The sequence below is a fragment of the Biomaibacter sp. TOL genome, from assembly GCF_059717795.1.
Genome location: NZ_AP046092.1, coordinates 3,705,641 through 3,719,483 on the forward strand (window position 1 = coordinate 3,705,641; position 13,843 = coordinate 3,719,483).

Sequence of the window (13,843 nt, forward strand, 5' to 3'; positions counted from 1 at the left end):
CCAACCTTATAATTTTGGGAAAATAAACACAGTGTATTTGAATATTTTATACATATCTGATATAATTTTTGCAAATGCAAACTGTACAAAGAGGTGTTTAAAATGGAATTATGGTTTTCTGAGTATCAATCTAAAAATGTTAAATTCTCATTGAGAATAAAAAATATGTTGTATTCGGTAAAAACCCCCTATCAGTTGCTTTCTGTTTTTGAAACGGAAGATGTGGGCAGGGTTATGACTCTGGATGATGTGGTACAGCTTACTACGAAAGACGAATTTATTTACCATGAGATGATGGCCCATATTCCGCTTTTTACGCACAAATCTCCAGAAAAAGTGCTTGTAATAGGCGGAGGTGACGGGGGCACCATAAGAGAAATTCTTAAACATCCTGTTAAAGAAGTATATCTTGTTGAAATAGACGAACAGGTAGTTGAGGCTTCAAAAAAGTTCTTTCCATCTTTAAGTTCGGGTTTTTCGGATCCCCGGACCAAAATCTTTTTCGAAGATGGTATTGAATTCGTTAAAAAAAATGCAGGTTACGATGTTATTATTATCGATTCAACCGATCCGTTAGGTCCTGCGGTAGGGCTATTTTCAAAGGAATTTTATAAAAATGTTTTTTATGCTCTAAATGAAGATGGAATAATGGTAGCACAGACAGAATCTCCGTTTTTTTATGGTGAGTTTTTAAAACGGGTAAGCGGCGATATTTCATCATTTTTCAAGTTTACAAATATTTACACCGCAGTAATTCCAACTTACCCGGGAGCATTCTGGACCTTTACAATGGGTTCCAAATCGATAGATCCTGTTTCTGTGGATACAGATGCAATACCGGATATTGATACTAAGTATTATTCCCGTGAAATACATAAAAGCTGTTTTATATTGCCACCATTTGTGAGAGAAATGATTTCTAAATAAAGGAGAAAATAAAGCTTATGGAACATTTAATAGATCAGGGAAAGTTTCTTAGAGCAAAGATGAACTATGATAGTGCAAGAGCAGTCTTAGTAGGGGTTCCGATGGACTTTACGGTAAGTTTCAGACCGGGAACCCGCATGGGACCTAGAAAGATTCGAGAAGTATCCTACGGTCTTGAAGATTACAGCATATATGCCGACGACTCATTGAATGAGAAAGATTATTTTGATGCCGGCGATGTGGACATCCCCTTTGGAAATGTGGAAAAGAGTCTGGAAATAATTGAACAGGTTACGGCCAAATTGTTAGATGACGGCAAAATACCGGTTTATCTTGGCGGCGAACATCTTATAACTTATCCTATTATAAAACAAGTTGCAAAGAAGTATAAAGACCTGGTTGTATTACATTTTGACGCTCATGCAGACTTAAGAGATACCTTTTTTGGAGAAAGATTTTCCCACGCAACCGTCTTAAGAAGAGTTTGTGAACACTTAAATGACAAACATCTTTATCAGTTTGGAATAAGATCGGGCGTTAAAGAAGAATTTATTTTTGCCAAAGAACATACCCATATGAATCCCGTTAATGTAAAAAAACCCTTTTTGGAAACCATAGAAGAATTAAAACAAAGACCTGTTTATGTAACACTTGATATAGATGTTGTTGATCCGGCTTTTGCCCCGGGTACAGGAACTCCAGAGCCTGGAGGTTGCAGTTCTCAGGATATTCTCGATGTAGTTTCTTCTTTTAAAGGTATCGATATTGTCGGTTTTGATCTGGTAGAAGTATCACCTGCCAGCGATTTGTCGGAAAGAACTTCTATTCTAGCAGCAAAAATACTTAGGGAAGTTTTGATTGCAGTATGTTAGCGGGTGAAAATAATATGTCATTGCTGTTGAAAGTGGAAAAACTGAATTTTAACTTCCATGATACCGAAGTGTTGCAGGATATTAACATAGAAATATTTTCCAGGGATTTTGTGGGTATACTGGGCCCCAACGGTTGTGGTAAAACCACTCTGTTAAAAAATATCAATCAATGGCTAAAGCCTCAAAGAGGAGCAATTTATTTAAAAAATATAAACATCAAAAAATTTAAACCAAGGATACTGGCGAAATATGTGGCTACTGTGCCGCAAGATACATCTATAGAAATGAATTTTACGGTTGAACAGGTAGTTTTAATGGGACGGAATCCCTACCTTGTCAATTTTGAAGCAGAGAAGGAAAGAGATTTCGCCATTGCCGAAGAGTCTATGAAATACATGGGCATCTGGCATTTAAGGCAAAAAAATGTTCTCGAATTGAGCGGGGGAGAAAGACAAAGAGTTTTTATAGCCAGAGCCCTTGCGCAAGAACCGGAGCTGCTTCTTTTAGATGAACCGACCTCTCATCTTGATATAAGTTATCAATGGGAACTTCTGGGATTGCTTAAAAACCTTTGTCTAAAACGGGGCATAACGGTTATCGCCGTTATGCATGATCTGAATCTTGCTTCAATGTTTTGCGACAAAATAATTCTTTTAAAAGATCATAAAATATATAAAATGGGGTCTTTAATTGATGTCATAAATGAAAAAAACATTAAAGATGTCTTTAATATAGACGTCAACCTACGCTTACAGGAAGATATTAGACGGCCTATAATTGAGTTTTTGAGTCAAAAAGAAAATTTAAATTCACCAAGACCTTTTAATACTCTACATGTAATATGCGGCGGTGGAGAGGGAAAAAAGCTTTTACATTATCTTAAAAAGAGAGGATATGAAGTTTCCGTCGGTGTGTTGAACAAAGGGGATACGGATTGGCTGACTGCCAAAATGCTGGGTTTTTCTGTGATTGAAGAAGCACCTTTTTCACCGATATCTGATGAGAAAATAGCGGAGAATATAAATTATATTACAAATGCCGAAGCTGTAATACTTGCGGATGTACCTTTTGGATTCGGCAATATAAAAAATCTTATATGTCTTAGAAACATATTGCATCAAAAGAAAATTTTTATTATTGAAGAAAGCGATATTGAAGTCAAAGATTATACCAATGGTTTAGCTCCGCGGATCTATCGCGACATCAGGAACGATGCCGTGATATTGCATTCTTTTGATGAAATAAAAAGTTTTTTGTAATAAGTGGAGGACCTAAATATGGTTAAGGTTAAACTGGGTGATGAAATGGTCCAGAGTAAAATTAAATTTAAAGTAAGATTTGATTTCAGAGGGGAATACAAACCCGGTAGATTTCTTTTTGGAGGCAAATCTATCGAGCAATCGGCTCAGGATACCCGGGATGAGCAGATAACCCTGCTTAAAAATATCCCAATACAGGGCATATATTTTGAAGACTACGATATTTCTGCCGAACCTTACGTAATCTTTGATGAAAATTTAAATGAGAAAGTGGCTTTTGCTCCCGCGTTTCTGACGGTAAATGCAGATTCTATAGAAGACATGGTAAAATTTATTATGAGAGAAGAGTTCAGAAAGCTTGAAATAATTGAACCTCCTCAAATGTTTATAACTAACAAGGATCTAGAGAGATTACTATTTAAAATGAATGAGGAATTTAAAAATCAGCTCTTAATTTTTTCTAAAAAGATTAAAAAGTAGCAGGATGATACTATGCAAAAGACAGTAGCAATAGTAGGAGGCGGTGCCGCAGGCTTGATGGCGGCTTATCAGGCGGCACGAAATGGTGCCAAGGTATGGCTTTTTGAAAGGAACCCGAATCTCGCAAGAAAAATTTTAATATCGGGTAAAGGCCGTTGTAACCTTACAAATAGTAAAGATATAGAACGTTTTATTGAAAACATTCCGGGAAATGGTAAGTTTTTATATAAAGCTCTTGCAAGATTTTCAAACAACGATTTGATCGCTTTTTTTGAAAATATGGGGCTAAAGACTAAAGTAGAACGAGGCGGAAGAGTTTTCCCCGTAACCGACAAATCCCTGGATGTGGTAAAAATTCTAGAAAAAGCAATTCTTGATGCCGGTGTATTAATAAAATATAATACCCGAGTAAAGCAATTAATAATCGAGAAAGACTGCATTAGAGCTATAAAACTTTTTGATCATAAAGATATTTTTTATTGTGAAAGCGTGGTAGTTGCGACCGGTGGTATTTCATATCCATCTACCGGCTCAACTGGTGATGGATATGAATTAGCTCGTCAGGCAGGCCATACCATTACACCCCTTATGCCTTCACTTGTCCCGCTTATAGCCGGCGAAGAATGGATAAAACAGCTTCAAGGATTGACATTGAAGAACATAGAAGTTACATTTTATTTAAATGGGAAAAAAATGAATTCTATTTTTGGAGAAATGCTTTTTACTCATTTTGGAGTATCAGGCCCAGCCATATTGACACTCAGTCGGGATGTTGTGGAGCATCTTGGCGAACAGATTCAGCTTTCAATAAATTTAAAGCCGGCATTGGATTATGAAAAACTCAGTGCGAGACTTGAAAGGGATCTTAAACGCCATGAAAGAAAAAAGTTTAAAAATTCACTCGACGATCTTTTACCCAAAAAGATGATTCCAGTATTTATAAATCTCTGTGAGATTAATCCGGAAAAGCCTGTGAATCAGATAACGCGGGAAGAAAGACAAAGGATCTTAAATACCCTTTCCGACTTAAGAATATCAATTATTGGGTGTAGGCGGAAGGAAGCTATTGTCACAAGGGGCGGTGTGTCGGTAAAGGAAATAGACCCAAAAACCATGGAGTCAAAATTAATAAAAGGTTTATTTTTTGCAGGCGAAGTTATAGATGTGGACGGTTTAACAGGAGGCTATAATTTACAGGCTGCTTTTTCAACGGGTTGGCTTGCAGGAACAAATGCTGCAGGAATATAAATTGATTTTATAAATTTATCGAGGTGACATAATGAAAATCAGAGGAGTAAGAGGAGCTATTACAGTTAGCGAAAATAATTCAGAGGAGATTCTGGAAGCCACAAAAAAACTCCTCAATGAAATAATAAAAAGAAACGACATAAAAACAGATGATATCTGTTTTATCATTTTCAGCACCACATCAGATTTAAATGCCGTTTTTCCTGCCCGTGCTGCCAGAGAAATAGGGTTTGACATGGTTCCATTGCTAGATGTGGCCCAACCGGAAGTAGAGAACAGCTTAAGAAAGTGTATAAGGGTATTAATGGTATTCAACACTGAGAAAAATATAGAAGAAATAAAACATGTATATTTAGAAGATGCTGCAAAATTGAGACCAGACCTGGTGTTATACTAATTCCAAGCAGTATAAGGAAGTGTTGATATGTGTTTCAATATTGCAATTGACGGACCTGCGGGAGCGGGCAAGAGCACCATAGCAAGAATTGTGGCGAAAAAGTTGAATATGACATATATAGATACCGGAGCAATGTACAGAGCTTTCACACTAAAGACTATGATGAATAATATAAGCAGTACTCATGAAATAATTGAAATGATTAAAAATACGAGTATTGAAATAATAAATAATAAAGTTCTTCTAGACGGAGAAGATGTAACTGACAAAATTCGAGACAGACAGGTTTCCCAAAAAGTCTCAGAAATTGCCCGTATCCCGGAAGTAAGATTTTTCTTAGTTGAGTTACAAAAAAAAATGGCTGAGAAAAAAGGCGTGGTAATGGATGGCCGGGATATTGGAACCACAGTACTGCCTGATGCAGAATATAAATTCTTTTTAACCGCAGAAATAAAAGAAAGAGCCAGGAGACGTTATGAAGAGCTTAAACGCAAGGATAAGATAGTAGATATTTGCCAAATAGAAAAGGAGATCATGGAAAGGGACCTGCAGGATAGCCTAAGGGAGTGTTCTCCTCTTTTAGCTGCGCAAGATGCCGTTATAATTGACACCACATATAAGTCAATACCTGAAGTGGTAAATGAAATTGTTTCACAGGTAATCAGGGGGGATAATTATGCTTTATAATCTTGCTAAATTTCTCTGCACTATAGCAATCTCAGTTATATTTAAATTAAATATAACCGGAATGGAGTATTTTCCGGAAAAAGGGCCTGTTATAGTTTATTCAAACCATAAGAGCATGTGGGACCCTGTAATTATAGGCTGTATCCTGAAGAGGCCGGTATATTTCATGGCAAAAGAAGAACTGTTTAAAATACCGGTTTTTGGATTTCTATTAAAACATATACATGCTTTTCCAGTAAAGCGGGGAACTCCTGACAGAAACGCCATAAAAAGAGGTGTTCAGGTACTGGCTGAAAACCGGGTGCTTGGTATTTTCCCCGAGGGGACAAGAAGTAAGACGGGCGAACTTTTGGAGCCTGAACCGGGAATCGCTATGATTTATGCGAAAAGCGGAAATGCTGCAATGGTACCTGTTGCAATAAAAGGAAACTACAGGTGGTTTTCCCGTATTGAGGTTGTCATAGGAAAACCTATAAAGATGGAAATAGTCGGGGAAAAAATTAATTCCCGGAAGTTAAAAGAAATAAGTATTACAATATTTAAAGAAGTATCCAGATTAATGTCTACATAAATTATTTAATTCAAGCAGGAATTGTGCATATCTTTATAGAATAACTGGTTGTATCAAATATTTTATGTTGTTAATACTAAGATTGGGAAGTGAACCAATTGCAGCTAATTATAGCCGAACATGCGGGTTTTTGTTTTGGTGTAAAGAGAGCGATAGAGATTGCAGAAAACCTTATAAGCAAGGGTGAAAAAGCTTATACTCTCGGTCCTATTATTCACAACCCCCAGGTGGTGGCTGAACTCAAAAACCGGGGTATTATTCCCGCAAATATTAATGAATTAAAAGAAAAAGGTAATTTAATTATAAGGACTCATGGAGTAGGACCTTATTTAATAAACCAGGCTTTAGATCGGGGCTTTAATATTATTGATGCAACCTGCCCTTTTGTTAAAATGGTTCAGGACAAAGCGGCTTATTTATCGGAAAAAGATTATATGGTTATTATAATAGGCGATCCCCGTCACCCTGAAGTGGAGGGTATTAAAAGCTGGTGTCGGGGCAATGTTAAAGTAATAGAAAATGTAGAAGATGCCGAAAATTTTTATACAAATAAAAAAGTCGGGGTTGTTGTTCAAACAACTCAGACCGAAGAAAATGTTAATAGGATAATGAATGTTCTTAAGGCAAAGTTGAACATAGAAGTTTTTTTTAATACAATATGTAATGCCACGCGACAAAGGCAAGAAGCTTCCGAAAAAGTGGCAAAACAAGTGGATATAATGCTGGTAGTCGGAGGACGCAACAGTTCTAATACTAATAAATTGGTAAAAATATGCAAAGATGCGGGAGCAGTGGTTTATCATATAGAAACGGCAGAAGAGATTCAAAAAAATTGGTTTGATTCTGCTTATAAAGTTGGGATTACTGCAGGTGCTTCGACACCTGATTGGATTATAAAGGAGGTTATATCTAAAATGGAAGAAATCAACAAGGAAACAGGCAATATGGGGAAAGAAAATGTGGGGGAGGGAGTAATTGAGTATGAAGGAACTTTTGCCAATATCATAGAAGATACTGTTATAGATGGCACAGTGGTCAAAGTCAGCAATAACGAAGTCCTTGTCAACGTTGGGTATAAATCCGATGGAATAATACCTTTAAATGAACTTTCCAACACTCCTTTTGAATACCCCGGAGAAATCGTTAAAGTGGGAGATGTTATTAAAGTTTATGTATTAAAAACTGAAGATAAAGAAGGAAACCTCATTTTATCAAAAAAGAAAGCCGATGCTATCAATGCCTGGAGTAATATTGAAGAATCCTTTGAAAAAAAATATGTTGTTGAAGGTGTCGTTACTGAAGCGGTTAAAGGCGGCCTCTTGGCGAATGTCAACGGAGTTATCGGATTTATTCCGGCTTCTCATGTCGATTTGAGGTTCGTACCAGATTTATCCGTCTATGTCGGTAAGAACTTAAAATTAAAGATTATAGAAATTGATAAGAATAAAAACCGTGTGGTACTCTCACGCAAACTGTTGCTCGAAGAAGAGAGAGAAAAACTGAAAGAAAAAACCTGGGCTACCATTGAAGAAGGTCAGATTATAAAAGGCAAAGTAAAAAGACTGACAGATTTCGGTGCCTTTGTGGATATCGGAGGCGTCGATGGTCTTATACATGTTTCAGATCTGGCTTGGCAAAAGGTGAAGCACCCTTCCGACATAGTAAAAGAAGAACAAGATGTCGAAGTCAAAGTTCTGAAGATTGACCGGGAACGCGGCCGAATTTCCCTTGGCCTAAAACAGGTTGTGCCCAATCCCTGGGATAACATAGGAGAAAAATATAAGGTAGGTTCGATAATAGAAGGGAAAGTGGTGAATCTGGTAAGTTTCGGCGCTTTTGTTGAAATTGAACCCGGTGTCGAAGGTCTTGTGCATATATCACAGATTTCAAAAGAACACATACCGAGTCCTGATGCAGTTTTAAAAGTTGGAGATTCAGTCAATGTAAAAATAATGGATATTAATGCCAAAGACAAAAAAATAAGTCTTAGTATAAAAGAAGCATTGAATGAAAAACAAGTAAAAGAGGAAGATTTTAAAGCTTCTAATGACGGCGGTGTTACCATTGGAGATATGCTGGGCAATGTCTTTGATAAAAAAGAAAATAACAATTAAAAAAAGGGGGTTTAAACCCTTTTTTTTTAAGGGGTTCTGTCATGAGTAATACTATAAGAAAAAAGAGGAAAAAAGATCATATAAAATATAGTCTTCTCCTTGAGAAACATCTGTCTAGAAATGGATTTAACGATATAACATTGGTGCATAATTGTTTAACACAGGTTGATATTGATAAAATCGATGTGTCCACCGAATTAGACAGTATCAAATTAAATAATCCAATAATAATAAATGCTATGACAGGAGGTTTTTGTCAGGCAAAGACCATCAATGGTAAACTTGCGGAAATTGCTCGCGATCTTGATTTAGCTATGGCCGTAGGCTCGCAAAAAATAGCCCTTGACGACCCTACCGATGCTTCAAGTTTTCAAATTGTAAGAGAAATCAACCCTGATGGCATTATTTTTGCCAATATAGGCTCTGACGCTTCGGTTGAAGAGGCAATTAAAGCTGTGGAGATGATAAAGGCAAATGCGCTGCAAATACATTTAAATGCACCTCAAGAAATCATAATGCAGGAAGGACGTAAAAATTTTGAAGGAACACTGGATAATATAAAAAAAATCATTCAATGTGTGAAAGTGCCTGTCATTTTAAAAGAAGTTGGTTTTGGAATAGCAATGGAAGAGGCCGAGATTTTGGTAGAAAACGGCGTAAAAATCATAGATATAGGAGGGTACGGAGGCACAAATTTTATAGCCATTGAAAATAAAAGAAAGAGAAAAAAGGTTTCAAAGAGTCTACAAAACTGGGGAATCCCCACACCTGCAAGTTTGTTGGAAGTAGTTTATAAAGTTGGAAATAGAGCCGATATAATCTGTTCGGGCGGTCTTAAAAATGGGCTCGATGTGGCAAAATCTCTAGCAATCGGCGCAAAAGCCGCAGCTTTTGCAGGATTGTTTCTTTACATACTTTTAAAAAGAGGGTCAGAAGCTTTAAAAAAATATATATCAAGAATAAAAAACGAACTTATATTATGTATGGCCATGCTGGGGGCTAAAAATCTTGGCGATCTTAGAAAAAGACCGATAATAATCGAAGGAAAAACATATAATTGGGTGAAAAACAGAGGTATCCGAATATAAATCGAAATAAACCCATGTCTATCATAAAATACTAAAGATTTTTCTAGAATCTATTGACAAACAAGGATAATCTGCTAAAATGTAATTTGATTGAATTCAATTTTAAATAAGGGGGTATTGATGGAAAAATGAAATCTTTGGGGCGTCATATTTTGGCTGAGATTTATGATTGCGATTCAAATGTTTTAAACGACAGAGAATTAATCGAAGAAATTCTGGTTAAAGCAGCATTGGAAGCCGGAGCTGAAGTAAGGGAAGTTGCATTTCATAAATTCAGTCCTCAAGGCGTCAGCGGAGTCGTGGTTATTTCGGAATCTCATCTTGCCATCCATACATGGCCTGAACTGGGATACGCCGCAGTAGACGTGTTTACATGCGGTGAAAGAGTTAACCCTTGGGACGCATGCAACTACATCTCAGAAAAATTTAATGCCGGCCATATGACTGCTACTGAAGTAAAAAGAGGCATCTTTGAAAAACCTGTAAAAGTGGTCAATTTTTAAAGGAAGGGGATTTTTTTTTGAGTTTTAAAAAATCCTTCGAATTTGAATACGTTTAGCAAGAAAAATGCGTGAACCTAAAGTCGCGCATTTTTCTGTTTTCATCTGTATAAAAAAATATATTCTGGTTATATTAAAATAACGAAGACCCCCTTTACATTTAGCCCCCATGATACACGAGATGTGTATCATGGATTTTTTTATTTAAAATTTATGTTATAATTATATTCCAGGGTAAATGTTTGGGAGGGTTTTGATTTGGACGGATATCAGGAATTCACTGTGCGAATAAAGGACCTTTGTAAAATTGACCTGGCCGAATATAAGGAAAAACAAATGAGAAGACGGATTGAATCATTAATAAAGAGAAATGGCCTTAATGACTATGATTCATATTTTAAGTTGTTAACAAATAGTAATCGGCACCTTAAAGAATTCCTGGATTATATAACCATAAATGTATCTGAATTTTTTAGAAACCCAATCCAGTGGTCTGTTCTGGAAAATGAAATATTGCCGATGCTTATTTCAAAGAAAAAACGATTAAAAATATGGAGTTCGGCTTGTGCTTCCGGAGAAGAACCTTATTCCATAGCCCTATTGCTTGTTAAAATGGGCATATTGGTTAATGCCGAAATTATCGCCACAGACATAGATGCAAAAGCCCTTGAACAAGCCAGAAAGGGTATATATCCGCAAAAAAGCGTGGTTAACATACCGGCGCAATTATTGGATAAGTATTTTACAAAAAACGACGACATATTTATTTTGAAAGAAGAAATAAAAAAGAGAGTTAGTTTTGATATATTGAATCTACTGAATGATAAGTTTCCTCAGGATTGCGATCTTATTCTATGTAGAAATGTAATGATATATTTTACCGAAGAGGCCAAAGACAAATTATATAAAAAGTTCCATGATGCCCTGATTGATGAAGGCATATTCTTTGTGGGGAGCACAGAACAAATAATAACACCGCAGAAATATGGATTTCTTGGCTTAAAAAGTTTTTTCTATCAAAAAATAAAAAAACGTTAAAAAAATATTAAAATATATTTTTTAAGCATCTTGGATTTTTTAATATCAACAGGCTTGACGAAAAAAATTTTTTATTGTATACTATTAATTGCGTTTAGGAATAAGGGCCCATAGCTCAGTTGGTTAGAGCAGCCGGCTCATAACCGGCTGGTCCTAGGTTCGAGTCCTAGTGGGCCCACCAATTTTGCCGACGTAGCTCAATGGCAGAGCAGCTGATTTGTAATCAGCAGGTTGCGGGTTCGAGTCCCATCGTCGGCTCCAAATAGTTTAGAAAATATGGAGAGATTCCCGAGCTGGCCAAAGGGGGCAGACTGTAAATCTGCTGGCGATGCCTTCGGTGGTTCGAATCCACCTCTCTCCACCATATTTCATACGGGGGCCATTAGCTCAGTTGGTAGAGCACCTGACTCTTAATCAGGGTGTCCCGGGTTCGAGTCCCTGATGGCCCACCATTTCTTATTATAAAGGATTAAAGGTGTAGTTATAATCACTACACCTTTTTTGTTATTCAAGATATTTTTAAGTTAAGGGGAAATATAATTTTAGAATATGAAGGAAACTGCATCAAAATGTAGAAATAATATTAATTGAAAGGGGGATTAATTTGGATATAAAGCAGGATATACTAGACATTTTAAAATCCGACGCTGTTTCCGGCAATGAAATAGCCAATAACAACGCGATAAAAGAGTGTTTTCGAAAGCTTAGTGATGAAATTAGGGAAGATAAGTTGGGAAATGTCATCAGTCTGAAAAAAGGTCAGAATCCAAATTGCAATATAATGCTAGCAGCTCATATGGATGAAATTGGGCTCATGGTTAAGCAGATCGATGACAGGGGTTTCATAAGATTTACGTTCATAGGAGGTGTGGACCCGAGAATACTACCGGCTCAGGAAGTGGTCATTCATGGTTGCAAGAATATTTTAGGCGTTATTGGAAACAAACCTCCTCATATTCAAGAACCCGAGGAAAGGAAAAAAACCATTAAAACGGATGACCTTTTTATTGATACGGGACTTAGTGCCGATGAAGTGAAAAAAAACGTTAAGGTTGGAGATTTTATAAGTTTTAGAAAGAAGCCCGCGGAATTGCTCAACCGTCGCCTTTCGTGCAGCGCTCTGGATGATAGGGCGGGAATAGCGGTTATGCTTGAGACATTGAAGGAACTTGATTCGAGGCGTTTTGATACCAATGTTTATGCAGTGGCCACAGCACAGGAAGAGGTAGGTTTGCGCGGAGCCATTGTCAGCAGTTTTAATATATTTCCACATATAGGTATTGCCATAGATGTATGTCATGGAAATGTGCTGGATGTACCTGAGGATGAAACACAAATTCTTGGAAAGGGACCTGTTCTTGCTCTTGGTCCCAATATACATCCGGCACTTTTTAAACGCTTGAAACAAATTGCGGATGATTACAATATTCCCTGTCAGATCAATCCCGAGCCTTCCTCTACAGGTACTGACGCCTGGGCTATTCAGATTACAAGAGAAGGAATCCCCACGGCTCTTGTTTCCATTCCCCTCCGTTACATGCATACCACCGTAGAAACTGTATGTTTTGAAGATATAAAGAAGGCGGGGCGTTTGCTGGCTATTTTTATATCTTCGTTAAATAAGGAATTCGTGGAGGGGTTAACATGTTATTAAAAGAGCTTTCAGAAGCATTTGGAGTATCTGGTGCAGAAAACGAAGTAAGGGCCTTATTGAAAAAAGAATTAGAAAAAGTTTGCAGCATAGAAACAGACGCTCTGGGGAATTTGATCTGCAAAAGCGCCGGTGCGCAAAAAAAACCTGAGTTGATGCTTTGCGCGCATATGGATGAGGTTGGCCTTATGATAAGATCTATAGACAAAAACGGCTGGTTGAAATTTGATACAGTCGGAGGCATTGACGACAGAGTGCTTGTTTCCAAACAGGTGATTGTCGGTCCGCAAAAACTCAAAGGAGTCATAGGTGCAAAAGCCATTCATCTTCAGGAACCAAACGAAAGGGAAATTCCCCTGAAATCAAAAAACCTTTATATTGATATAGGTGCAAAAGATAAAGATGATGCCGAAAAAAAAGTAAATATAGGCGATTTTGCCACTTTCAATACCGGTTTTGAAGAATTTGGCAACGGAATGATTAAAGGAAAAGCTCTGGATGACAGGATTGGATGTTATATTATCGCCGAGACGCTCAAAAAAAATCTTGGTTATTCAATAACCGGAGCTTTTACGGTGCAGGAAGAAATCGGGGTGAGAGGTTCGGCGGTAGTTTCCTGCAGGGTAAATCCTGATGTGGCAATAGTTGTTGAAGGGACATTTGCTTCGGATGTGCCTGAAACCAAGGAAGAAAATTACAGCACCACTGTGGGTCAGGGGCCGGCTGTAACTTTGATGGATATGACTTATATAGCTAGAAAGGAACTTGTGAAAAGGGTATTGGAGCTGGCCAATAGAAAAGGCATCCCATGCCAGCTCCGTCGTTCGACCTTTGGAGGGACTGATGGGGGAAGAATCCATACCACGGGGGAAGGCATACCGACAATAATAATTTCTGTTCCATGTAGGTACATTCATTCGCCTGCAAGTATAACAAGCCTCTCTGACATAAAGCATACTATGGAACTGCTGGAAGTCATTATTCTTGATTTGAAGGAAAGGGGATTGTAAG

At 37.4% G+C, this 13,843-nt stretch carries 14 protein-coding genes and 4 tRNA genes; all 18 read left to right on the plus strand.

The features are described 5' to 3' along the window. The first annotated feature begins 102 nt into the window (after positions 1-102). The 18 genes from speE (at position 103) to AC6I1H_RS18600 (ending at position 13,842) form a co-directional block, all read left to right on the plus strand. Positions 103-927: a polyamine aminopropyltransferase gene (gene speE / locus AC6I1H_RS18515; RefSeq protein ID WP_497738975.1), complete on the plus strand. Its 825-nt coding sequence runs from the start codon at positions 103-105 to the stop codon at positions 925-927. Between the two features lie 17 nt (positions 928-944). Next, positions 945-1,799, plus strand: coding sequence for an agmatinase (gene speB, locus AC6I1H_RS18520; RefSeq protein ID WP_497738976.1), 855 nt, complete (start codon positions 945-947; stop codon positions 1,797-1,799). 14 nt (positions 1,800-1,813) lie between these two features. Continuing rightward, on the plus strand, positions 1,814-3,058 hold the full coding sequence (locus tag AC6I1H_RS18525) for an ABC transporter ATP-binding protein (protein WP_497738977.1): 1,245 nt from the start codon (positions 1,814-1,816) through the stop codon (positions 3,056-3,058). An 18-nt stretch (positions 3,059-3,076) separates the two neighbouring features. Next, positions 3,077-3,538: a hypothetical protein gene (locus AC6I1H_RS18530; protein WP_497738978.1), complete on the plus strand. Its 462-nt coding sequence runs from the start codon at positions 3,077-3,079 to the stop codon at positions 3,536-3,538. Between the two features lie 12 nt (positions 3,539-3,550). Continuing rightward, on the plus strand, positions 3,551-4,786 hold the full coding sequence (locus AC6I1H_RS18535) for a BaiN/RdsA family NAD(P)/FAD-dependent oxidoreductase (RefSeq protein WP_497738979.1): 1,236 nt from the start codon (positions 3,551-3,553) through the stop codon (positions 4,784-4,786). A 31-nt stretch (positions 4,787-4,817) separates the two neighbouring features. Further along, entirely contained in the window at positions 4,818-5,183 is a 366-nt protein-coding gene (gene aroH, locus AC6I1H_RS18540) for a chorismate mutase (protein ID WP_497738980.1), read from the plus strand. Between the two features lie 27 nt (positions 5,184-5,210). Then, on the plus strand, positions 5,211-5,870 hold the full coding sequence (gene cmk, locus AC6I1H_RS18545) for a (d)CMP kinase (protein ID WP_497738981.1): 660 nt from the start codon (positions 5,211-5,213) through the stop codon (positions 5,868-5,870). Further along, the gene (locus AC6I1H_RS18550; RefSeq protein ID WP_497738982.1) at positions 5,860-6,441 is read left to right on the plus strand and encodes a lysophospholipid acyltransferase family protein; all 582 of its coding nucleotides are present in this window, start codon (positions 5,860-5,862) and stop codon (positions 6,439-6,441) included. Before cmk ends, AC6I1H_RS18550 begins: the two co-directional genes overlap by 11 nt. Positions 6,442-6,539: 98 nt before the next feature. Then, positions 6,540-8,555 carry a bifunctional 4-hydroxy-3-methylbut-2-enyl diphosphate reductase/30S ribosomal protein S1 gene (locus tag AC6I1H_RS18555; RefSeq protein ID WP_497738983.1) on the plus strand — a complete coding sequence of 672 codons (2,016 nt, stop codon included), beginning with the start codon at positions 6,540-6,542 and terminating at the stop codon, positions 8,553-8,555. A 41-nt stretch (positions 8,556-8,596) separates the two neighbouring features. Then, positions 8,597-9,643 (plus strand): type 2 isopentenyl-diphosphate Delta-isomerase, encoded by a 1,047-nt coding sequence (gene fni, locus AC6I1H_RS18560; protein WP_497738984.1) that lies wholly within the window; start codon positions 8,597-8,599, stop codon positions 9,641-9,643. Positions 9,644-9,771: 128 nt separating this feature from the next. Further along, positions 9,772-10,146, plus strand: a complete 375-nt coding sequence (gene speD, locus AC6I1H_RS18565; RefSeq protein WP_497738985.1) for an adenosylmethionine decarboxylase — start codon at positions 9,772-9,774, stop codon at positions 10,144-10,146. 255 nt (positions 10,147-10,401) lie between these two features. Further along, positions 10,402-11,181: a CheR family methyltransferase gene (locus AC6I1H_RS18570; protein WP_497738986.1), complete on the plus strand. Its 780-nt coding sequence runs from the start codon at positions 10,402-10,404 to the stop codon at positions 11,179-11,181. 104 nt (positions 11,182-11,285) lie between these two features. After that, positions 11,286-11,362, plus strand: a tRNA-Ile gene (locus AC6I1H_RS18575). Positions 11,363-11,367: 5 nt separating this feature from the next. Then, positions 11,368-11,442, plus strand: a tRNA-Thr gene (locus AC6I1H_RS18580). A 17-nt stretch (positions 11,443-11,459) separates the two neighbouring features. Then, positions 11,460-11,545, plus strand: a tRNA-Tyr gene (locus AC6I1H_RS18585). A 12-nt stretch (positions 11,546-11,557) separates the two neighbouring features. Continuing rightward, positions 11,558-11,633, plus strand: a tRNA-Lys gene (locus tag AC6I1H_RS18590). Positions 11,634-11,785: 152 nt separating this feature from the next. Further along, complete coding sequence (locus AC6I1H_RS18595; protein WP_497738987.1) at positions 11,786-12,835, plus strand: M42 family metallopeptidase; 1,050 nt, start codon at positions 11,786-11,788, stop codon at positions 12,833-12,835. After that, positions 12,826-13,842, plus strand: coding sequence for a M42 family metallopeptidase (locus tag AC6I1H_RS18600; RefSeq protein ID WP_497738988.1), 1,017 nt, complete (start codon positions 12,826-12,828; stop codon positions 13,840-13,842). Before AC6I1H_RS18595 ends, AC6I1H_RS18600 begins: the two co-directional genes overlap by 10 nt. Position 13,843 lies beyond the last annotated feature (1 nt).

What these genes read in the sequence shown, in the direction of transcription:
- speE (WP_497738975.1), top strand. Translation starts at nt 103, where the DNA reads ATGGAATTATGGTTTTCTGAGTATCAATCTAAAAATGTTAAATTCTCA.
- speB (WP_497738976.1), top strand. Translation starts at nt 945, where the DNA reads ATGGAACATTTAATAGATCAGGGAAAGTTTCTTAGAGCAAAGATGAAC.
- AC6I1H_RS18525 (WP_497738977.1), top strand. Translation starts at nt 1,814, where the DNA reads ATGTCATTGCTGTTGAAAGTGGAAAAACTGAATTTTAACTTCCATGAT.
- AC6I1H_RS18530 (WP_497738978.1), top strand. Translation starts at nt 3,077, where the DNA reads ATGGTTAAGGTTAAACTGGGTGATGAAATGGTCCAGAGTAAAATTAAA.
- AC6I1H_RS18535 (WP_497738979.1), top strand. Translation starts at nt 3,551, where the DNA reads ATGCAAAAGACAGTAGCAATAGTAGGAGGCGGTGCCGCAGGCTTGATG.
- aroH (WP_497738980.1), top strand. Translation starts at nt 4,818, where the DNA reads ATGAAAATCAGAGGAGTAAGAGGAGCTATTACAGTTAGCGAAAATAAT.
- cmk (WP_497738981.1), top strand. Translation starts at nt 5,211, where the DNA reads ATGTGTTTCAATATTGCAATTGACGGACCTGCGGGAGCGGGCAAGAGC.
- AC6I1H_RS18550 (WP_497738982.1), top strand. Translation starts at nt 5,860, where the DNA reads ATGCTTTATAATCTTGCTAAATTTCTCTGCACTATAGCAATCTCAGTT.
- fni (WP_497738984.1), top strand. Translation starts at nt 8,597, where the DNA reads ATGAGTAATACTATAAGAAAAAAGAGGAAAAAAGATCATATAAAATAT.
- speD (WP_497738985.1), top strand. Translation starts at nt 9,772, where the DNA reads ATGAAATCTTTGGGGCGTCATATTTTGGCTGAGATTTATGATTGCGAT.
- AC6I1H_RS18600 (WP_497738988.1), top strand. Translation starts at nt 12,826, where the DNA reads ATGTTATTAAAAGAGCTTTCAGAAGCATTTGGAGTATCTGGTGCAGAA.